Consider the following 21,475-nt stretch of genomic DNA (forward strand, 5'->3'; position numbering starts at 1 on the left):
TAACCTGCACGAAATTTTGCGCTTACCCGCAGAGGGCCAACGTCGTCCCTATGCCCATGCATATGCCACGACGACAACGGGAGAGCCGATGCGTACGCCGCGCCAGCCGTCCCAGCAGCCCACGAATGGCCAGAACTGGTCCTTCATGGATGCTCGCCCTGCCGCCCAGGGTATGTACGACCCCCGCAACGAGCACGACGCCTGTGGCGTCGGCTTCGTGGCCACCCTCACCGGCGAGGCGAGCCACGCGCTGGTCGAGCAGGCGCTCACGGTGCTGCGCAACCTGGAGCACCGCGGTGCGACGGGTGCCGAGCCCGACTCCGGCGACGGCGCGGGCATCCTGTCCCAGGTCCCCGACGCCTTCTTCCGCGAGGTGGCCGGATTCGATCTGCCCGCCGCCGGTGGATACGCGGTCGGCATCGCCTTCCTGCCCCCGGACGGCGCGGATGCCGCCGTCTCACAGATCGAGACGGTCGCCGCTGAAGAGGGGCTCACCGTCCTCGGCTGGCGCGAGGTTCCGACCGCGCCCGAACTCCTCGGTGCCACCGCCCGCTCCACCATGCCGCTCTTCCGGCAGGTCTTCGTGAGCGACGGCGAGACACAGGGCATCGACCTCGACCGCAAGGCCTTCGCGCTGCGCAAGCGCGCCGAGCGTGAGGCCGGCGTCTACTTCCCGTCGCTCTCCGCGCGGACCATCGTCTACAAGGGCATGCTGACCACCGGCCAGCTGGAGCCCTTCTTCCCGGACCTGTCCGACCGGCGCTTCGCCTCCGCGATCTCGCTCGTGCACTCCCGGTTCTCCACCAACACGTTCCCGTCGTGGCCGCTCGCCCACCCGTACCGCTTCGTCGCGCACAACGGCGAGATCAACACGGTCAAGGGCAACCGCAACTGGATGGCGGCCCGCGAGTCCCAGCTCGTCTCCGACCTCTTCGGCGACCAGGACAAGCTCGACCGCGTCTTCCCCATCTGTACGCCCGAGGCCTCCGACTCCGCGTCCTTCGACGAGGTGCTGGAACTGCTCCACCTCGGTGGCCGGTCGCTGCCGCACTCCGTGCTGATGATGATCCCGGAGGCGTGGGAGAACCACGACTCCATGGACCCGGCCCGCCGCGCCTTCTACCAGTTCCACGCCACGATGATGGAACCCTGGGACGGCCCGGCCTGTGTCACCTTCACCGACGGTACCCAGGTCGGCGCGGTCCTCGACCGCAACGGCCTGCGCCCCGGCCGCTACTGGGTCACCGACGAGGGCCTCGTCGTCCTCGGCTCCGAGGTCGGCGTCCTCGACATCGACCCCGCGAAGGTCGTCCGCAAGGGCCGCCTGCAGCCCGGCCGCATGTTCCTCGTGGACACCGCCGAGCACCGCATCATCGAGGACGACGAGATCAAGGCCGGCCTCGCCGCCGAGAAGCCGTACGCCGACTGGCTCGAAGCCGGCGAGATAGAGCTGTCCGACCTGCCCGAGCGTGAGCACATCGTGCACACCCACGCCTCGGTCACCCGCCGCCAGCAGACCTTCGGCTACACCGAGGAGGAGCTGCGCGTCATCCTCGCGCCGATGGCCAAGGCCGGTGCCGAGCCGATCGGTTCGATGGGCACCGACTCGCCGATCGCCGCGCTCTCCGCCCGCCCGCGCCTGCTCTTCGACTACTTCACCCAGCTGTTCGCACAGGTCACCACCCCGCCGCTGGACGCGATCAGGGAAGAGCTCGTGACCTCCCTGCGCTCGTCCCTCGGGCCCGCGAGCAACCTCCTGGAGCCGACGGCCGCTTCCTGTCGTAGCGTCACCCTGCCCTTCCCGGTGATCGACAACGACGAGTTGGCCAAGCTCATCCACATCAACGCCGACGGCGACATGCCCGGCATGAAGGCCGCGACCCTGTCCGGCCTGTACCGGGTCTCCGGCGGCGGCGACGCCCTCGCCGCCCGCCTCGCCGAGATCTGCACCGAGGCCGACGCGGCCATCGAGAACGGCGCCCGCCTGATCGTCCTCTCGGACCGTCACTCCGACGCCGAGCACGCGCCGATCCCCTCGCTGCTGCTCACCGCCGCCGTCCACCACCACCTCATCCGCACCAAGCAGCGCACCCAGGTGGGCCTGCTGGTAGAGGCCGGTGACGTCCGCGAGGTCCACCACGTCGCCCTGCTCATCGGCTTCGGCGCCGCGGCCGTGAACCCGTACCTGGCGATGGAGTCCGTCGAGGACCTCGTCCGCGCGGGCACGTTCCTCACCGACATCGAGGCCGAGCAGGCCATCCGCAACCTGATCTACGCGCTCGGCAAGGGCGTCCTCAAGGTCATGTCGAAGATGGGCATCTCGACGGTCGCCTCCTACCGGGGCGCCCAGGTCTTCGAGGCGGTCGGCCTCGACGAGCAGTTCGTCAACGCCTACTTCAGCGGTACGGCCACCAAGATCGGCGGCGTCGGCATCGACGTCATCGCCAAGGAGGTCGCCGCCCGCCACGCGAAGGCGTACCCCGCGAGCGGCATCGCGCCCGCGCACCGCGCCCTCGACATAGGCGGCGAGTACCAGTGGCGCCGCGAGGGCGAGCCGCACCTGTTCGACCCGGAGACGGTCTTCCGCCTCCAGCACTCGACGCGCACCAACCGCTACGACATCTTCAAGAAGTACACGGACCGCGTGAACGAGCAGTCCGAGCGGCTGATGACGCTGCGCGGCCTCTTCGGCTTCAAGTCGGACCGCCCGTCGATCTCCATCGACGAGGTCGAGCCCGTCTCCGAGATCGTCAAGCGCTTCTCCACCGGCGCCATGTCGTACGGCTCCATCTCCCTGGAGGCGCACGAGACCCTCGCCATCGCCATGAACCAGCTGGGCGGCAAGTCCAACACCGGTGAGGGCGGCGAGGACGCGGACCGGCTCTACGACCCGGCCCGGCGCAGCGCCATCAAGCAGGTCGCCTCCGGCCGCTTCGGCGTCACCTCCGAGTACCTGGTCAACGCGGACGACATCCAGATCAAGATGGCCCAGGGCGCCAAGCCCGGCGAGGGCGGCCAGCTGCCCGGCCACAAGGTCTACCCGTGGGTCGCCAAGACCCGCCACAGCACCCCCGGTGTCGGTCTCATCTCGCCGCCGCCGCACCACGACATCTACTCCATCGAGGACCTCGCCCAGCTGATCCACGACCTGAAGAACGCGAACCCGCAGGCGCGGATTCACGTCAAGCTGGTGTCGGAGGTCGGTGTCGGCACGGTCGCCGCGGGTGTGTCGAAGGCGCACGCGGACGTCGTCCTCATCTCCGGCCACGACGGCGGTACGGGCGCGTCCCCGCTGACCTCGCTCAAGCACGCTGGTGGACCTTGGGAGTTGGGCCTCGCCGAGACCCAACAGACCTTGCTGCTCAACGGACTTCGCGACCGGATCGTCGTCCAGACGGACGGCCAGCTCAAGACCGGCCGTGACGTGGTCATCGCCGCGCTGCTCGGCGCCGAGGAGTTCGGTTTCGCGACCGCGCCGCTCGTCGTCTCCGGCTGCGTCATGATGCGCGTCTGCCACCTCGACACCTGCCCGGTCGGCATCGCCACGCAGAACCCGGTGCTGCGCGACCGGTTCGCCGGCAAGGCCGAATACGTCGTGAACTTCTTCCAGTTCATCGCCGAAGAGGTCCGCGAGATCCTCGCCGAGCTGGGCTTCCGCACCATCGAGGAAGCCGTCGGCAAGGCCGGCACGCTCGACGTCGAGCGTGCCGTCCACCACTGGAAGGCACAGGGCCTGGACCTGGCCCCGCTGTTCTACGTGCCCGAACTCCCCGAGGGCGCCGCCCTCCACCAGGTCATCGAGCAGGACCACGGCCTGGAGAAGGCGCTCGACAACGAGCTGATCAAGCTCGCCGCCGACGCCCTCGCCGCGTCCAGCGCCACCGACGCCCAGCCGGTCCGCGCCCAGGTCGCGATCCGCAACATCAACCGCACGGTCGGCACGATGCTCGGCCACGAGGTGACGAAGAAGTTCGGCGGTGCGGGCCTGCCCGACGACACCATCGACATCACCTTCACCGGCAGCGCCGGCCAGTCCTTCGGCGCCTTCCTCCCGCGCGGTGTCACGCTGCGCCTGGAGGGCGACGCCAACGACTATGTCGGCAAGGGCCTTTCGGGCGGCCGGGTCATCGTCCGTCCCGACCGGGGCGCCGACCACCTCGCCGAGTTCTCCACCATCGCGGGCAACACCATCGCCTACGGCGCGACCGGCGGCGAGCTGTTCCTGCGCGGCCGTACCGGTGAGCGGTTCTGTGTCCGCAACTCCGGTGCCACCGTGGTCTCCGAGGGCGTGGGCGACCACGGCTGCGAGTACATGACCGGCGGCCGGGCGGTCGTGCTCGGCGAGACCGGCCGCAACTTCGCGGCAGGCATGTCCGGCGGCATCGCCTACGTCATCGACCTGAACCCCGACAACGTGAACGTCGGAAACGCGGGCGCCGTCCATGAGTTGGACGAGGACGACAAGCAGTGGCTGCACGACGTGGTGCGCCGGCACGCCGAGGAGACCGCTTCCACGGTCGCCGAGAAGCTGCTCGCCGAGTGGACCGTGTCCGTGGAGCGCTTCAGCAAGATCATCCCCAGCGCATACAAGGCAGTGCTCGCCGCCAAGGACGCCGCTGAGCAAGCGGGTCTCTCCGAGACCGAGATCACCGAGAAGATGATGGAGGCGGCGATCAATGGCTGACCCGAAGGGCTTTCTGAACCACGGGCGCGAGGTCGCCAAGTCCCGCCCCGTGGACGTCCGTCTGAAGGACTGGAACGAGGTCTACGTCCCCGGTTCGCTGCTGCCGATCATCGGCAAGCAGGCCGGCCGGTGCATGGACTGCGGTATCCCGTTCTGCCACAACGGCTGTCCGCTGGGGAACCTGATCCCCGAGTGGAACGACTACGCCTACCGCGGGGACTGGACGGCCGCCTCCGAGCGCCTCCACGCCACCAACAACTTCCCCGAGTTCACCGGGCGGTTGTGCCCGGCTCCCTGCGAGTCGGCGTGCGTGCTCGGCATCAACCAGCCGCCGGTCACCATCAAGAACGTCGAGGTCTCCATCATCGACAAGGCCTGGGAGACGGGCGACGTCGCCCCCCAGGCCCCGGAGCGCCTCTCCGGCAAGACCGTCGCGGTCGTCGGCTCGGGCCCGGCGGGCCTCGCCGCCGCCCAGCAGCTCACGCGGGCCGGCCACACCGTCGCCGTCTACGAGCGCGCGGACCGCATCGGGGGCCTTCTCCGGTACGGCATCCCCGAGTTCAAGATGGAGAAGCGGCACATCAACCGCCGTATCGAGCAGATGCGCGCGGAGGGCACCCGCTTCCGTACGGGCGTCGAGATCGGCCGCGACCTCAAGGCCACCGACCTGCGCAAGCGCTACGACGCCGTCGTCATCGCCGCCGGCGCCACCACCGCGCGTGATCTCCCCGTCCCCGGGCGGGAGTTGACCGGTGTCTACCAGGCGATGGAGTACCTGCCCCTGTCGAACAAGGTGCAGGAGGGCGACTACGTCACCGCCCCGGTCTCGGCCGCGGGCAAGCACGTCGTCGTGATCGGCGGCGGCGACACCGGCGCGGACTGCGTGGGTACGGCGCACCGCCAAGGGGCCGCCTCCGTCACGCAGTTGGAGATCATGCCCCGCCCGGGCGACGAGCGGAACCCGGTCTCCCAGCCCTGGCCGACCTTCCCGATGCTCTACAAGGTGACGTCCGCGCACGAGGAGGGCGGTGAGCGGGTCTACTCCGTCAACACCACCCACTTCGAGGGCGACGAGGACGGCAACGTCCAGTGGCTGCACCTCGTCGAGGTCGAGTTCGTCGAGGGCAAGCTGACCCGGAAGCCGGGCACGGAGCGCAAGATCCCCGCCCAACTGGTCACGCTGGCCATGGGGTTCACCGGCACCGACCGCGAGAACGGTCTCGTCGACCAGTTCGCCCTGGGCCTCGACGAGCGCGGCAACATCGCCCGCGACGCCGACTTCCAGACCAACGTCCCCGGCGTCTTCGTCGCCGGTGACGCGGGCCGCGGCCAGTCCCTCATCGTGTGGGCGATCGCGGAGGGCCGCTCGGCCGCCCGTGGCGTCGACCGCTTCCTCACCGGCGCCAGCGAACTCCCGGCCCCGATCCGCCCGACGGACCGCTCGCTGATGGTCTGACGGTTCATCAAAAGACGTCCCGTACAAAGGCGTACGGGCGGGTCATCTGGGGGGAGACCCCCAGACCCCCCGACGGCGCTTGCCCTGTCCCCGACCGGACCCGGCAGGCGCCGCCGCACGTCTACGGGCCGGAACTCGCCTTCAGGTGTTCGAACTTCACCGAGGCGTCCTCCGTGTACGCCCCCACCCTGCCCTGCAGATAGGGACGTTCGGCGTCGGTGAAGGTCACCAGCGGCTTTCCGCCCACCGTGATCGCGAGGACCGCGGCGTCCTGTTGCACCCGCACCTCGTACCACTCGCCTACCGGATACTCCGTCCGGCCCGTCGCCAGGAAGCGCTGGCCGCCCGGATAGGCGGGGTCGCGTTTACCCAGCTCCCAGCCGTTGGGCTTGAGAGTGATGTAGTAGAAGTGCTCGGGGTCGGTGTACGCCCAGACCAGCCACGGCACTTCCCAGGGGTTCGGGTCGGGATCGCGCAGTTGCCTGATGGTCCGCATCCGTGCCTCGTACCGCACGTCGCCGTACGAGGCCGTGCTCACGACCAGCCCGGCGTGCGTGGTCCCGGGGTCCTCGGCCGCCTTCGGCGACAGGGACAGGGAGTTGTCGTCCCCGAGGTTGGTGCCGTGGCCGTTGAAGACCGAGACCCAACGGCCGTGTGTCGTACCGTCGACCCAGGGCGCGGGCGGCGGTGAGTCGTCCGCCTGGCACTGGCTCAAGGTGATCGCCAGCACGGCGGCGAGCGCGAGAGCAAGGGCCAGGGCGGTCCGGCCCCTGCGCCCCGCCGGAACCAGCGGGATCCGACGGGGGCGCAGGAGTGACGGCTTCATGCGGTCGAGTATGGTCCGGACGCGGTGAGGCCCACCGGTACATCGGCGGCGAAGTCCTCGGCGAGTTGGGCGAGTACACGTGCCGCGGCCTGCCCGTCGCCGAACGGGTTGCCCGCGGTCGCCATCCGCCGGTACGCCACCGGGTCGTCGAGCAGTTCCTCCGCGGCGCTCACGATCACTTCCGGGTCGGTGCCGACGAGCCGGGCGGCACCGACGTCGACCGCCTCCGGACGCTCGGTGGTGGTACGCAGCACCAGCGCCGGTTTGCCGAGGCTCGGCGCCTCCTCCTGGATGCCGCCGGAGTCGGTGAGGACGAGGTCGCACTCGGCGAGCGTCGCCGCGAAGTCCAGATAGCCGAGCGGCTCGACCAGCGAAACGCCCTGCCGTCCCTCCAGTTCGGGCAGCAGCACCTCCCGTACGGCCGGGCTCCTGTGCAGCGGCAGCACGATCTCCACGTCCCCGCGCGCGGCCAGTCGGCTCAGTGCCCGGCCCATGCCCCGCATCCGCTCGCCCTGGTTCTCCCTGCGGTGCAGGGTGACCAGGACCCGCCGGGCATCGGTGCGGAACGCGGAGGCGCCGGTGCCCTCGGCCAGCACCCACAGCAGGTTGTCGATCACCGTGTTGCCGGTGGTGAACACCTGTTCCGGGGACACGCCCTCGGCGGTCAGATGCCGGGCCGCGCGCTTCGTCGGCGCGAAGTGCCAGCGGGCGATCCGGCCGATCAGACAGCGGTTGAGCTCCTCCGGGAAGGGGTTGTCCATGACGCCGGTACGCAGCCCGGCCTCGACATGGGCGACCGGGATCTTCTCGTAGAAGGCGGCGAGGGCGCCGGCCAGCGCGGTGGTGGTGTCGCCCTGCACCACGACCAGATCCGGTCGCTGGTCCCGCATGACCTCGCCGAGCTCACCGACCAGCCGGGCGGTCAGCTCGGACAGCTGCTGGCGGCTGCGCATCACGTCGAGTGCGATGCGCACGTCGACGCAGAGCAGACCGAGCATCTGGTGGAGCATCTCGCGGTGCTGACCGGTGGTGACGACGATCGGTTCGAACTGTTCGCCGACGGCCATCGCCCGCGCCACCGGCGCCAGTTTGATCGCTTCCGGCCTGGTCCCGAGCACCAGCATGGCGCGCACGGGCAGGGCTGACGGTTGTGTGGACATGGGTGTGCCCCCTTGGGCATGCGCGATCGACACGGCGACCGCGTGAGGGTGATGACAGATGGTGCGAGTGGGGAGAAGAGGACCCGCGCACGGACTCGGCGCGGCCTGAACGTCCTCAGGTGCGAGCGGTCTTCAGCCAGCCCCGCTGGCCGGTGAGCATCCGCCAGAAGCCCCACCAGCCGGCGGCGAACCAGATGTAGCCGTAGAAGACGAAGACATGGGCGAGCAGCACCGAGCGCACAAGGCCGAGGTCCCGCTCCCGCTTGGCGTACACGTAGCCGTACGCGTAGGCGGTCGTGAACGAGAGCACGTACGGGCCGAGCAGCCACATCGGTGAGACGAGCGGGTGTCCCGCCTCGACGGAGGCCACGGTGGTGGCTCCCAGCGCGACGAGGAACGAGACGGGCAGCAGCGAGGTGAGCAGGATGAGCACCGGGCTGGACAGGTGGTAGAGCAGATCCAGCGCGGGCCGGGTGGGCACGTCCCGCAGGATGAGCGGGACGAGACCGGCCGACTGCAAGTGGCCCTGGAACCAGCGGGATCGCTGGCGGACCAGGCGCCGCAGACTGAGCACGGCCTGCTGGGAGACCGCGGCGGTGGTGCAGTGCTGGTTGGTCCAGCCCTTGGCGATCAGCCGGACCCCGAGGTCGAGGTCCTCGGTCAGGCTGTCGCTCCATGGGCCTTCCCCGTCAAGGGTGTTGAGCGCCGACAGCCGCATGAACTGCCCGTTGCCGCCCATGCCCACGCTGCCGATGAAGCGGCGTGCGCTCTGGAACACGTCGCCGTAGACGACGAACTCCATGTCCTGCATACGGGCGAGCAGCCCCAGGTGCCGGTTGTACATACGGACGCAGACCTGAACCGCCCCCGTACGCGGGTCGTCGAAGTAGGGGTCGACCGACTGCACGATGTGGGGATCGAGGCGTCCGTCCGCGTCGACGACGACGAGGATCACCTCGGCCGGATCGTGGGAGGCGAGGAGACCGGACTCCCTGAGGTGCCGCACCCCGTCGTTGAGTGCGGCGCCCTTGCCCCGGCGCGCGTTCGGCAGAGTGCGCCGGTACAGCCTGACCCGGTGCGGATCGGCGGCGAGCGCGACCTCGGCGGTACGGTCGTCCGAACCGTCATCGATAACCAGTGCGAAGAAATTTCCGGCGGGCAGTGAGGCAATGCGCGCCAGGCTTTCCGACAGCACTGTCTCTTCGTTGAGGCAGGCCAGCAGGAATACATAGAGGCGTTCTCCGTGCGGAGCACGCGACCTGCGTATTCGGCGTCGTGAGACAAAGAACAGGCTTGTGTTGTAGCAGCCGGCGAGCACGATCAGGGCGATGCTCGACCAGAGCAGCAATTCAGTGATCACAACTGCTCCTGGTGGTGAACCCCAGTGCGCGCATGGCGGCGCAGGCGGGCCCGGGCCAGCAGTATCAGGACGGCGGTCAGGCAGTAGAGCAGGAATCCGGCTCCCGCAGCGGCCTGTAGTGTTCTGGCCAAAGGAAGCCCTGGAATCGCCTCGGGCCCGGCGATCGCCCCGGCCAAAGGCAGCAGTGTACCCAGAGCGGGTCGTCCATACATTGTCCCCCCAGTTTCAACACGCGTCCCCAACGCGTGGAAGGCGAACGTAGCAGAACCTCCGGGCGATTCGGGACACTATCCGGAAAGCCGGGAATTCGGCTACTGGTCCTATTGACACTCTTCCGGAACGACCAGAAGAATCTGGCCCTTCTTGTCAGCAAAACCCTTTGCCAGTGAATGGCAAAGTGGGGGGAACGATCGTGAGAGCAGTGATCCCGTCCACGCGACGGAAGATCTTCAGGATTTCCATGCCGTTGTTCGTCGTCGCCTCCCTGGTGGGTGGCGGTTTCATGGCGGTCGGCGCCCAGCCGTCGTCCAAGGGGGACCATCATCCGGGTGCGCCGCGCGGTCCCGTGTCGGGGCTGAGCCGTATCGACCTCAAGGGCTGGGCGAAGACCCAGCTCACGGCCGACACGGCACGCCACCACCGGCCGCACAAGGGGGCTGCCGACCTGGCGAGCACGACCAGGCTTCCGCTCGCCGCCCCCTCCACGGTGATCAGGCAGGCGGGTCTGCGGACGTCGGTCCCCGCCGCCGCGACCAGCCCCACCGCCCTCGTCCTCTACGACACGGCAGGCCCCTACGGGCAGTTGGGCGAGCTGTACGCGATGGCCGCGGCCAACCTCGCCGGCCACTTCGGCGCCGTGACGGCCAAACCCGTGCAGCAGTACACCGCCGGGATGATCAACTCGTACACGGCCGTGGTCTACATCGGTTCGACCTACTACGGCGGTGACGTCCCGGACGCCGTTCCGGCGGCGTTCTACCAGGACGCGATGTCCACCACCAAGCCCGTGACCTGGATCGGCGCCAACATCTGGGGCATGGCGAACGCCGACGGAGTGGACCGGTTCAGCCAGAAGTACGGCTGGGACCCGACCACCTCGTACTACGAGGACGGCGGCTCGGTCGGCACCGTGACACAGGTGTCGTACAAGGGCCAGACGCTCACCCGGAACATCCCGGCCGGGCAGGACGGCGGCGTGTTGCGCCCCAACGTCCTGACGGGAGCCGGCTATCCCGCGGTCACCCGGCTCGCGGAGGGGCTGGACAGCTCGAACGGACACACCTTCGGGTGGGCGGTCCGCTCGTCCAACCTCACCTACATCGGGGAGATCCCCTTCGCCTACGTCTCCGAGACCGACCGGGTCATCGCCTTCGAGGACCTCCTCTTCGACGCGCTCGCACCGGCCACCCCCGAGCAGCACCGCGCCATGGTGCGCCTGGAGGACATCAGCCCCAACTCGGATCCCACCGAGCTGCGGGCCATGGCCGACTATCTCTACTCGCAGCACATTCCCTACGGCATCAACGTGATTCCCGTCTATACGGATCCCAAGGGCACATACAACAACGGGGTCGCGCAGACGTTCACGCTGGCACAGAAGCCGATGGTGGTGAGCGCGCTGAAGTACATGCTTGCCCGGGGAGCGGTTCTGATGGACCACGGCTATACGCACCAGTACAGCAATGTGGCCAATCCCTACAACGGCGTGACCGGTGACGACTTCGAGTTCTATCGGTCGCACATCGATTCCGCGAACAACGTGGTCTACGACGGTCCGGTCGCGGAGGACTCCGCGCTGTGGGCGCAGACCCGGGTCACCGGCGCGCTGGCGGCTTTCACGGCCGCGGGCCTGCCGAGGCCGACACTGTGGACGACTCCGCACTACGCGGGTTCGGCCGCCGACTACAAGGTATTCAGTTCGAACTTCTCGGCGAGACTGGAACGTTCGCTGTATTTCTCGGGGACGCTCAGCGGGAAGTCGGCGGGTTCCAACACCTTCATCGGGCAGTTCTTCCCCTACGTGGTGCGTGACGTGTACGGAACCAAAGTCATTCCCGAGAACATCGGCAACTACGAGCCGGAGGCCTTCAACAACCATCCGGCACGACTGCCGGCCGACCTCGTCGCCGCGGCCAAGGACAATCTCGCCGTACGGGACGGCTTCGCCAGCTTCTTCTACCACCCGTACTTCCCGCTCCAGCCGTTGAAGGACACGATCGACGGAATCAAGGCACTGGGCTACACCTTCGTCAGCCCGGCCGGCCTGTGAGGGCACGCCTGAAGAGGGGGACCGTCGCCATGGCGGCGGCGGTCCTCCTCGCCGTGAGCGGCTGTACGTCCGGCGGCACCGCCCCGCTCCCGACGATGCGCGGTTTCGCGCTGCCGTCCTGGAACCGCACCGACTACGACAGCCCGGCCGCCCCCCGCTATCTGCGGGACATCCGTGCGACCGGGGCGCGCTGGGTCACCTTCACCCCGACCTGGTACCAGACCCGCGTCACCGACTCCGCCCCGCACACGACGGAGGAGACGGCGAGCGACGTGAGCCTGCGGCACATCGTGGCGCGTGCCCACAAGGCCGGTCTCAAGGTGATGATCAAGCCGCACATCGACCTGCCCGGCGACGTCGACCGCGCGGAGATCCGCCCACGCGACCGTACCGCCTGGTTCGCCGCGTACCGCCGTTTCATCACCCACTACGCGGACCTCGCGGCGCACACCGGCGCCGAGCAGTTCGCGGTCGGTACCGAACTCGCCGGGGTCTCCGGCGACACCGCGGCCTGGACGAAGGTCGTCGAGGCGGTCCGCGACCACTACGACGGGCCGTTGACGTACGCCGCCAACTACGACGAGTACCAGCGGATCCACTTCTGGCAGGCCCTCGACCTCATCGGCATCGACGCCTACTGGCCGCTGTCCGCCGAACCCGCCACGGACCCGGGCAGGCTGCGTCGCGACTGGGTGCCGATCCGCAAGAAGCTCGCCGCGTACGCCGAACGCCAGGGCCGCCGGATCCTGTTCACCGAAGCCGGTTACGTCAGCCAGCGCGGCAGCACCACGGCGCCGTACTCCTGGACCGTGAGCCGCACCGCCGGCGGGGCCGAACAGGCCGCCGCCTACCGGGCGTTGCTGGACTCCTTCGAGGGGCGCACATGGTGGGCCGGCGTGTGCTGGTGGATGTGGGACGACTGGCCGGACAGCGGGGAGACGCCGGTGAAGCTGGCGTACACCCCGCACGGCAAACCGGCGGAGACGGTGCTGCGCGACAGGTGGGCCCGGTGAGTGCCTGCTACGGCACCCGGTACGTCTCCCCGTACACCTTCCACACCAACGGCGTCCGCAGCCCCAGGTTCCCCTCCTCCAGGAACTTCCGCTGGGCCGTGTCGACGCGGGAGGTGTCGATGCCGGGGTGCTTGGCCCGCATCGTGGCGCGGCGGACGTCGAGGAAGGCGCTCAAGTAGGCCTTCTCGTCGCCGCCTTGGGCAGGGGGCTCGGCCCGCTGCATCGCGCGCGTGCGGATGCCGTAGAAACCGTCCGTGCCCGGGCCGTGGAAGACCATCGCGTCGTAGTAGATGAACTGCCCCAGCGGGCCCAGGCCGTCGCGTCTGGCGGCGCTGACCGCCGGGTCGAAGTAGATGCGGTCGCGCTCCGCGTCCTGGGCCGCCTGGAACGCGGGGACCTTCGCCTCGGCGCGCCAGGCGGCCGGGAAACCGGGGTCCAGGCCCTGGTGGGAGTCCGTGCCGTCGACCTGGCGCAGGGCGGGGAGGTAGCGGGCGAGGCCGTTGTCGGGGTGGGCGGAGGTGTAGCGCTCGACCAGGACGAGCAGGTCGTGGGTGCCGGTGCAGAAGCCGATGATGCCCGCCGTGTAGCCCTGGCCGTCGCCGATGTCCTGCACATATCCGTACGCGCTGTGCCAGTCGAGCGTCGAGTTCTCGGCGCTGGCCACCAGTTCCTGCGCGAGGTTCTTCATGGCCGGCGCGGCCAGACTCTCGGGCGCTCTGCGTTGCGCCGCGGCGGAGGGGTGCGCGGGCCGCGGGTCGTCGTGGGCGGTGGATGAGGAGCCGTAGGCCGTCGCCGCGAGGAGGACGACGGGTACGGCGGCGAGGATCAGGACGCCGGCGCGTTTCATGGGGCCAGAGTAGGGGCGGTTACGTCCCTTATTCCGGGGGTTGGGGGGACATTGGGACTGCCGGACCTCCGTGGCGTAATCTCGATGCTTTCGCCGTGATCCGAAGGGAGCCCCTGTGGCCGCGATCTCGCTCAGCAAGGTCGAGGAGACCGCGCCCGCGCTGGTCAGCCTGTACAAGAGCGCCGGGGTCTCGCTCCGCAAGCACGGGCTGGACGGGCAGCGCGCGGCCGTCTATCTGGTGGTCGACTACTCGGGCTCCATGAAGCCGTACTACAAGGACGGCAGCGTGCAGGCGCTCGCCGACCGGGTGTTGGGCCTGTCCGCGCACCTGGACGACGACGGGACCGTGCCCGTTGTCTTCTTCTCGACCGACGTCGACGCCGTCACGGACATCGCCCTCGACAGCCATCAGGGGCGGATCGACCGCATCGTGGCCGGGCTCGGGCACATGGGCAAGACGAGCTACCACCTGGCCATGGACGCCGTCATCGACCACTATCTGGACAGCGGCTCCAAGGAGCCCGCCCTCGTCGTCTTCCAGACGGACGGCGGCCCGATCAACAAGCTCGCCGCGGAACGCTATGTGTGCAAGGCCGCCAAGCTGCCGATGTTCTGGCAGTTCGTCGGGTTCGGCGATGCGAAGAGCAAGCAGTTCGAATTCCTGCGCAGACTCGACGAGTTGGCGGTGCCGCAGAAGCGTGCGGTGGACAACGCGGGCTTCTTCCACGCCGGTTCGGATCCGCTGGGGATGTCCGACGCGGAGCTCTACGACCGACTGGTGGGCGAGTTCCCGCAGTGGCTGTCGACGGCGCGTGAGCGGGGGATCGTCCAGTGACCCGCCTCCTGCCCGCCTCGGCGCGAACTGCCGTGCCCTGGAAGAACGGTGGCGGTGTGACCCGGGAGATCGCCGCCTGGCCCGAGGGCTCGGGCATGGACGACTTCACGTGGCGGGTGAGCCTCGCCGAGGTCGGTGCGGACGGGCCGTTCTCCGCCTTCCCCGACATCGACCGCACCCTCACCGTCGTCGAGGGCGCCGGCATGGACCTCACCGTCGACGGCGACCGGCAACTCGTCAACACCCGTTACGCACCAAGGGACTTCAGGGGCGACCTACCGACCGACTGCCGACTGCTGGACGGCCCGGTCGTCAACCTTAACGTCATGTGGCGCCGGGACGCGGCTGCTACGGCCCCCACGGTCGCCGTCGTCCGGGGGCGGCTGCGGGTGTGCGCGGGCGCCCTGGTGGTGGCGCTCGACGGCACCGCCGAGGTGGCCGGGCTGACCCTCGGGCCGTACGACGCCGTGCAGTTGGGCGATGAGGAGGCGGTGCTGCAGGCGCGGGGTCGTACCGCCGTGATCGGGCTGTCATTGCCTGCTGACGCACCGTTGGCTTAGCCGGGACCTCGTGACACCCTGTGGGGTGATCCGGACGGGGAGGCGGCGAACGTATGGACGGCGCACGATCGGTGAACGGCACAGCGGGCGGCGGGCGGCCGAGCGAGGCGGGCAAGGGGGAGAAGCTCGCCGACTGGGCGGACGGACGGCTCGGGCTGTACGCGCTGGCCAAGGCCAATATGCGCAAGGTCTTCCCGGACCACTGGTCCTTCATGCTGGGCGAGATCTGCCTCTACAGCTTCATCATCCTGATCCTCACCGGCGTCTATCTCACCCTGTTCTTCGAGCCGAGCGGCGTCGAGGTCATCTACCACGGCTCGTACACGCCGTTGAACGGCATCCCGATGACCCGGGCGTTCGAGTCCACGCTCGACATCAGCTTCGACGTGCGCGGCGGACTGCTGATCCGGCAGATCCACCACTGGGCGGCCGTCGTCTTCATCGCGGGCATGCTCATCCACATGATGCGGGTGTTCTTCACCGGCGCCTACCGCAAGCCGCGCGAGCTCAACTGGGTGTTCGGCTGGACCCTGTTGTTCCTCGGCATCATCACCGGGCTGACCGGCTACTCGCTCCCCGACGACCTGCTGTCCGGCACCGGCATCCGCTTCGCGGACGGCGCGATCCTGTCCGTGCCGATCGTCGGCACGTACATGTCGATGTTCCTGTTCGGCGGGGAGTTCCCGGGGCACGACATCATCTCGCGGCTCTTCCCGATCCATGTCCTGGTGCTGCCGGGGATCATGCTGGGCCTGGTGGTCGCGCATCTGATCCTGGTCTTCTACCACAAGCACACGCAGTACCCCGGACCCGGACGGGACCAGAAGAGCGTGGTCGGCATGCCCTTCCTGCCCGTCTACATGGCCAAGGCGGGCGGCTTCTTCTTCCTCGTCTTCGGGGTGCTCGCCATCATGGGCGGCATCGCCAGCATCAACCCCGTGTGGGCCTTCGGACCGTACCGCCCCGACCTGGTGACGACCGGCGCCCAGCCCGACTGGTATCTCGGCTTCTCCGAGGGACTCATCCGCGTGATGCCGGGATGGGAGATCAACGCCTGGGGCCACACACTGGAGTTGGGCGTCTTCATCCCCTTCACGCTCTTCCCGTTGATCCTCGCCGCCATCGGCGCCTACCCGTTCATCGAGGCGTGGATCACCGGCGACAAACGCGAACACCACATCCTGGACCGGCCGCGCAACATGCCCGTGCGCACCGGACTCGGCGTGGCCTGGCTGAGCCTGTACGGCGTGCTGCTGATCGGCGGCGGCAACGACGTGGTCGCCACCCATCTCAACCTCTCGATCAACGCGATCACCTGGTTCGTACGGGTGTCGTTCTTCGTGATGCCGGTGGCCGCCTTCCTGGTCACCAAACGCGTCTGCATGGGACTCCAACGCCGGGACCGGGACAAGGTGTTGCACGGCCGTGAGTCCGGCCTCATCAAGATGCTGCCGCACGGCGAGTACGTCGAGGTACACGAACCCCTCGCGCAGGACGAGCTGTTCAGACTCACCCAGCACGAACAGGAACCGCCGTACGCCATCGGCCCGCTCGTCGACGCGAACGGCGTGGAACGGCAGGTCAAGGGCGGGCAGCGGGTGCGGGCCCGGCTCGCCAAGGCGATGTTCGGCCCCGAGACCCGTATCCCGAAGCCGACGGTGGAGGAGTACAAGGAACTCACGAGCGGCGACCATCACCACTGAAGCCTTCGAGCACGGTGGCCCGGCACTCGCCCGGGTCGCCCCAACTCGCCCGCAGGGCACGGGCCTTGGTCAGCCACAGCGACAGGTCGTACTCCGCCGTGTAGCCGATCGCACCGTGCAGCTGAAGCGCCGTACGGGCCGTCGCGTACGCCGCCTCGCACGCGGCGACCTTCGCGGCGGCCACGTCGGACTCCGTCATGGTGAGCGCGGCACCGAAGAGCAGCGGGCGCGCGAACTCCAACGCGATCTTCGCATCGGCCAGTTGATGCTTCACGGCCTGGAACGAGCCGATGGGGACCCCGAATTGGGTGCGCTGCCTGACGTAGGCGACGGTCCGGTCGAGCAGGGCGAGACCGACGCCGAGCGCCTGGGCCGCGGTGGCCAGCCGGGCCCAGGTGAGGGCCTGGGCCAAAGGCGGCTCCGGGGTGAGGAGTTCACCGCCCGGGAGCAGGCGGGTGAGACGGCGTGCGGGGTCGAGGGACGCGTGTACCGGTCCGTCGTGCCGGGGCGCCAGCCGCAGACCGTCGGCGTCCCAGCTCAGCCTGATCGTCGCCACGTCACCGTCCAGCGCGTACGACCCCGCCGGCGCCGCCGTGGCCATCGCCCCGCCCGCCGCCAGCGCGGGCAACAGACGCTTGGCAAGGGCGGGTTCGGTCAGCAACGCCGCCGCCATGACCGTCTCCGCCAGCGGCCCCGGAACCGCGTGCCGCCCCAACTCCACGAACGCCACCGCGAGTTCGACCGGCCGGGGACCGAGCCCCTCGTACGCCTCGGGCACCGCCAGCGCGAACACCCCGGCCCCCGCGACACGGCGCCACAGCGACCACCCGCTCGCCGGCTCACCGCGACTCCAGGACCGTACGACCGACGGGGTGTCCGCGGCCGTCAGCATCGCGTTCAACGAGTCGGCGAACGCCCGCTGTTCGGGGTCGAGGAGGAAGCGCATCAGCGGCGGCCCTTCGGCAGGCCGAGCAGGCGCTCGGCGATGATGTCGCGCTGGATCTCGTTCGTACCGGCGTAGATGGGGCCCGCGAGGGAGAACACATACCCCTCGGCCCAGTCGGTGTCCGCCAACTCTCCCTCCGCGCCCAGCAGTTCGAGGGCCGTCTCGTGCAGGGCGATGTCGTACTCGGACCAGAACACCTTGTTCAGGCTGGACTCCGGGCCGATGGACTCGCCGTCCAGGAAACGGGAGGCGTTGGCGTAGGTGAAGAGCTGATAGGCGCGGGCGCCGATCAGCGCGTCCGCCACCCGGTCCCTTGCGGTGGCTGAACTGCCTTGCGCCCGCCAGAGGTCGAGGAGGCGGTCGGCGGAGGCGAGGAAGCGGCCGGGGGAGCGGAGGGTGAGACCGCGTTCGTTTCCGGCGGTCGACATGGCGACCCGCCAGCCCTGGCCCGGCTCGCCGATCACGTCCTCGTCGGGCACGAACACCTCGTCCAGGAACAGTTCCGCGAAGGCCGGTCTGCCGTCCAGACGGCCGATCGGGCGGACCGTGACGCCGGGCGCGCGCAGGTCGAACATCAGGTAGGTCAGGCCCTGATGGGGCTTCGGGGTGTCCGGCTCGCTGCGGAACAGGCCGAACGCGCGGTCCGCGAAGGCCGCCCGCGACGACCAGGTCTTCTGCCCGCTCAGCAGCCAGCCCCCGCCCGTGCGCACCGCCCGCGAGGTGAGCGAGGCCAGGTCCGAACCCGCCTCCGGCTCCGACCACGCCTGCGCCCACACCACCTCACCGGTCGCCATCGACGGCAGCACACGCGCGCGTTGCTCCCGCGTGCCGTGGTCGAAGAGGGTCGGGGCGAGCAGGCTGATGCCGTTCTGGCCGACCCGGCCCGGCGCGCCCGCCGCGTAGTACTCCTCCTCGAACAGCAGCCACCGCACGATGTCCGCGCCCCGGCCGCCGTACTCCTCGGGCCAGGACACCACCGACCAACGGTCCGCGGCGAGTTGGGCCTCCCACGCGCGGTGTGCGGCGAAGCCCTCCTTCGTCTCCAGGGAGGGGAGCGGCGTGGCGGGCACCTGCGCGCGCAGCCAGGCGCGGGCCTCGGCGCGGAACGCCTCCTCGGCGGGAGCGAAGTCGAGGTCCATCGACAACCATCCTTCCCTAACAAGTGTTTGGTAGGTTAGCGTGGCCGTATGACAGGCGTCGAGAGTCCGGCATACGTCCCCGGGCACGGGCTGCTGAAGGGGCGCACCGCCGTCGTCACCGCCGCCGCCGGCGCGGGGATCGGCGGGGCCACCGCGCGCCGCTTCCTCCAGGAGGGCGCCCGCGTGCTGATCAGCGACGCGCACACGCGGCGGCTGAAGGAGTACGAGGCCGAGCTGGCCGGGGAGTTCGGGGCCGAGGCGGTGGCTGCGCTGGCGTGCGACGTCACCGACGAGACGCAGGTGCAGGCCCTGTTCGACGCGGCCGTCGCGGCACACGGGCGGCTGGACGTCGTCGTCAACAACGCGGGTCTGGGCGGCACTTCGGACCTCGTCGACATGACCGACGAACAGTGGTCGAAGGTGCTGGACGTGACGTTGAACGGCACCTTCCGCTGCACCCGGGCCGCCCTGCGCGCGATGCGCGCGACCGGCGGGGTGATCGTCAACAACGCTTCCGTCGTGGGCTGGCGCGCCCAGGCCGGGCAGGCGCACTACGCGGCGGCCAAGGCGGGCGTGATGGCGCTGACCCGGTGCGCGGCGATCGAGGCCGCCGCGTACGGCGTGCGGGTCAACGCGGTCTCGCCCAGCCTCGCCATGCACCCGCACCTCGTGAAGGTCACGACCCCCGAACTGCTCGCGGACCTCACCGCCCGAGAGGCCTTCGGGCGGTACGCCGAGCCCTGGGAGGTGGCTAATGTGATCGTCTTCCTGGCCTCGGACTACTCCTCGTACATGACCGGCGAGGTCGTCTCCGTGAGCAGCCAGCATGCGTAGCGGGACGAAGGGCCAGTGCCGCGGCAGGACAATGGGTCCGTGCCGACCAAGAAGAAACCCCCGGTGACCGCCGCTCCGGCCCGCCGCCGTGAACTCCTCGACACGGCGGCCGAGGTCTTCGCCGAGCAGGGCTACAACGCCACCACCGTACGGAAGATCGCGGACCACGCGGGCATGCTCGCGGGCAGCCTCTACTACCACTTCGACTCCAAGGAATCGATGCTGGAGGAGATCCTGCGGACCTTCCTCGACGAGCTCTGGGGCGGCTACGACACCGTCCTGGACGCCGAGTTCGGGCCGCGCGAGACGCTGGAGGCCCTGGTCACCGAGTCGTTCCGGGAGATCGACCGGCACCGCGCCGCCGTCGCGATCTACCAGAAGGAGAGCAAGCAACTGGTCGCGCAGGAGCGGTTCGCGTTCCTCGCCGAGTCGCAGCGCAAGTTCGAGAAGGCGTGGCTGTCCACGCTGGAGCGCGGGGTCGCCGCCAAGGTCTTCCGCGCCGACCTCGACGTCCGGCTCACCTACCGGTTCGTGCGGGACACGGTGTGGGTCGCCGCGTCCTGGTACCGGCCCGGCGGACAGCACAGCGCCGAGGAGATCGCCCGGCAGTACCTGTCGATGGTGCTGGACGGGATCGCCGTACGCACGTAACTCACGGGCAAGTATGGGGAGTTGACATGGCCGAGGCCTACATCGTCGAAGCGGTCCGGACGCCCGTCGGGCGGCGCGGGGGAGGGCTGAGCGGGGTGCATCCCGCCGACCTCGGGGCTCATGTGCTCAAGGAACTGGTCGCGCGCTCCGGGATCGATCCCGCAGCCGTCGAGGACGTCGTCTTCGGGTGTCTGGACGCGGTGGGGCCGCAGGCCGGGGACATCGCGCGGACCGCCTGGCTGGCGGCCGGGCTGCCCGAGGAGGTGCCGGGTGTGACGGTGGACCGGCAGTGCGGGTCCTCGCAGCAGGCCGTGCACTTCGCGGCACAGGGCGTGCTGTCCGGCACCCAGGACCTGGTCGTCGCCGGTGGCGTCCAGAACATGTCGCTGATCCCCATCGCGTTCGCGTCCCGGCAGGCCGCCGAACCGCTCGGCCTCACGGACGGCCCCTTCGCGGGCAGCGAGGGCTGGCGCGCCCGGTACGGAACGCAGCCGGTGAACCAGTTCGCCGGGGCCGAGATGATCGCCGCGAAGTGGGGGATCACCAGGCAGGACCAGGAGGAGTTCGCCCTCCGCTCGCACCGGCGGGCCCTGCGCGCCATCGACGAGGGCCACTTCGAACGGGAGACCGTGGCCTACGGAGCGGTCACGGTCGACGAGGGCCCGCGCCGGGACACGTCCCTGGAGAAGATGGCCGGCCTGAAACCGGTCGTCGACGGCGGCACCATCACCGCCGCCTGCTCCTCCCAGGTCTCCGACGGCGCGGCGGCCATGCTCCTCGCCTCGGAACGGGCTGTACGGGAACACGGGTTGACGCCCCGCGCCCGCGTCCACCATCTCTCCGTCCGGGGCGAGGACCCGATCCGTATGCTCTCGGCGCCCATCCCGGCCACCGCCCACGCCCTGAAGAAGACCGGCCTGACCATCGACGCCATCGACCTCGTCGAGATCAACGAGGCCTTCGCGCCCGTCGTCCTCGCCTGGCTGAAGGAGACGGGCGCGGACCCCGACAGGGTCAACGTCAACGGCGGCGCGATCGCCCTGGGCCACCCGCTCGGCGCGACCGGCGTCAAGCTCATGACCACCCTCCTCCACGAACTGGAGCGCACCGGCGGCCGGTTCGGCCTCCAGACCATGTGCGAGGGCGGCGGCCAGGCCAACGTGACGATCATCGAACGGCTGTGAGAGGGCAG

Annotated in this window: 16 protein-coding genes; 10 read left to right on the plus strand and 6 right to left on the minus strand. The window is 69.6% G+C overall.

Going from position 1 to position 21,475, the window contains the following annotated elements; genetic code table 11:
* Positions 1-88: 88 nt before the first annotated feature.
* Together gltB and OC490_RS23420 are read left to right on the plus strand one after the other, a co-directional pair.
* A complete protein-coding gene (gene gltB, locus OC490_RS23415) occupies positions 89-4,684 on the plus strand; it encodes a glutamate synthase large subunit (RefSeq protein ID WP_262059939.1) in 4,596 nt (1,531 codons plus the stop codon).
* Entirely contained in the window at positions 4,677-6,140 is a 1,464-nt protein-coding gene (locus OC490_RS23420) for a glutamate synthase subunit beta (RefSeq protein ID WP_262059940.1), read from the plus strand. The genes gltB and OC490_RS23420 overlap by 8 nt, the downstream gene beginning before the upstream one ends.
* Positions 6,141-6,261: 121 nt before the next feature.
* On the opposite strand, the gene OC490_RS23425 is transcribed toward OC490_RS23420, so the two are convergent.
* The 3 genes from OC490_RS23425 to OC490_RS23435 form a co-directional block, all read right to left on the minus strand.
* Positions 6,262-6,966 carry a DUF1080 domain-containing protein gene (locus OC490_RS23425; protein ID WP_262059941.1) on the minus strand — a complete coding sequence of 235 codons (705 nt, stop codon included), beginning with the start codon at positions 6,964-6,966 and terminating at the stop codon, positions 6,262-6,264.
* On the minus strand, positions 6,963-8,126 hold the full coding sequence (wecB, locus tag OC490_RS23430) for a non-hydrolyzing UDP-N-acetylglucosamine 2-epimerase (protein ID WP_262059942.1): 1,164 nt from the start codon (positions 8,124-8,126) through the stop codon (positions 6,963-6,965). Before wecB ends, OC490_RS23425 begins: the two co-directional genes overlap by 4 nt.
* 115 nt (positions 8,127-8,241) lie before the next feature.
* Positions 8,242-9,486 (minus strand): glycosyltransferase family 2 protein, encoded by a 1,245-nt coding sequence (locus OC490_RS23435; protein WP_262059943.1) that lies wholly within the window; start codon positions 9,484-9,486, stop codon positions 8,242-8,244.
* 412 nt (positions 9,487-9,898) lie between these two features.
* Between OC490_RS23435 and OC490_RS23440 the strand changes: the two genes are divergently transcribed.
* Both OC490_RS23440 and OC490_RS23445 read left to right on the plus strand, forming a co-directional pair.
* Positions 9,899-11,755 carry a polysaccharide deacetylase family protein gene (locus OC490_RS23440; protein WP_262059944.1) on the plus strand — a complete coding sequence of 619 codons (1,857 nt, stop codon included), beginning with the start codon at positions 9,899-9,901 and terminating at the stop codon, positions 11,753-11,755.
* A gap of 29 nt (positions 11,756-11,784) precedes the next feature.
* A complete protein-coding gene (locus OC490_RS23445) occupies positions 11,785-12,768 on the plus strand; it encodes a glycoside hydrolase family 113 (protein WP_262059945.1) in 984 nt (327 codons plus the stop codon).
* A 7-nt stretch (positions 12,769-12,775) separates the two neighbouring features.
* Here OC490_RS23445 and OC490_RS23450 read toward each other — a convergent pair whose 3' ends face one another.
* Entirely contained in the window at positions 12,776-13,615 is an 840-nt protein-coding gene (locus OC490_RS23450) for a chitosanase (protein WP_262059946.1), read from the minus strand.
* Positions 13,616-13,730: 115 nt separating this feature from the next.
* Here OC490_RS23450 and OC490_RS23455 point away from each other — a divergent pair, with 115 nt between their 5' ends.
* The 3 genes from OC490_RS23455 to OC490_RS23465 are packed head-to-tail and all read left to right on the plus strand — an operon-like array spanning position 13,731 to position 16,713.
* The gene (locus OC490_RS23455; RefSeq protein ID WP_262059947.1) at positions 13,731-14,450 is read left to right on the plus strand and encodes a vWA domain-containing protein; all 720 of its coding nucleotides are present in this window, start codon (positions 13,731-13,733) and stop codon (positions 14,448-14,450) included.
* Positions 14,447-15,010 (plus strand): HutD family protein, encoded by a 564-nt coding sequence (locus tag OC490_RS23460; RefSeq protein ID WP_262059948.1) that lies wholly within the window; start codon positions 14,447-14,449, stop codon positions 15,008-15,010. Before OC490_RS23455 ends, OC490_RS23460 begins: the two co-directional genes overlap by 4 nt.
* Before the next feature lie 53 nt (positions 15,011-15,063).
* Positions 15,064-16,713 carry a cytochrome b gene (locus OC490_RS23465; protein ID WP_262059949.1) on the plus strand — a complete coding sequence of 550 codons (1,650 nt, stop codon included), beginning with the start codon at positions 15,064-15,066 and terminating at the stop codon, positions 16,711-16,713.
* On the opposite strand, the gene OC490_RS23470 is transcribed toward OC490_RS23465, so the two are convergent.
* Positions 16,688-17,659 (minus strand): acyl-CoA dehydrogenase, encoded by a 972-nt coding sequence (locus OC490_RS23470; RefSeq protein WP_262059950.1) that lies wholly within the window; start codon positions 17,657-17,659, stop codon positions 16,688-16,690. The two genes, OC490_RS23465 and OC490_RS23470, sit on opposite strands and share 26 nt — an antisense overlap.
* Positions 17,659-18,798, minus strand: coding sequence for an acyl-CoA dehydrogenase family protein (locus tag OC490_RS23475; protein WP_262059951.1), 1,140 nt, complete (start codon positions 18,796-18,798; stop codon positions 17,659-17,661). The genes OC490_RS23470 and OC490_RS23475 overlap by 1 nt, the downstream gene beginning before the upstream one ends.
* 48 nt (positions 18,799-18,846) lie before the next feature.
* Between OC490_RS23475 and OC490_RS23480 the strand changes: the two genes are divergently transcribed.
* From OC490_RS23480 to OC490_RS23490, 3 genes are read left to right on the plus strand one after another with little or no spacing between them, the layout of a single operon-like run.
* Positions 18,847-19,632, plus strand: coding sequence for an SDR family oxidoreductase (locus OC490_RS23480; protein WP_262059952.1), 786 nt, complete (start codon positions 18,847-18,849; stop codon positions 19,630-19,632).
* A 39-nt stretch (positions 19,633-19,671) separates the two neighbouring features.
* A complete protein-coding gene (locus OC490_RS23485; protein WP_019067685.1) occupies positions 19,672-20,283 on the plus strand; it encodes a TetR/AcrR family transcriptional regulator in 612 nt (203 codons plus the stop codon).
* Between the two features lie 26 nt (positions 20,284-20,309).
* A complete protein-coding gene (locus OC490_RS23490) occupies positions 20,310-21,467 on the plus strand; it encodes an acetyl-CoA C-acetyltransferase (RefSeq protein WP_262059953.1) in 1,158 nt (385 codons plus the stop codon).
* Positions 21,468-21,475 lie beyond the last annotated feature (8 nt).

Origin of the sequence: Streptomyces sp. STR69 (genome assembly GCF_024519455.1) — a bacterium.
Taxonomy (GTDB): domain Bacteria; phylum Actinomycetota; class Actinomycetes; order Streptomycetales; family Streptomycetaceae; genus Streptomyces.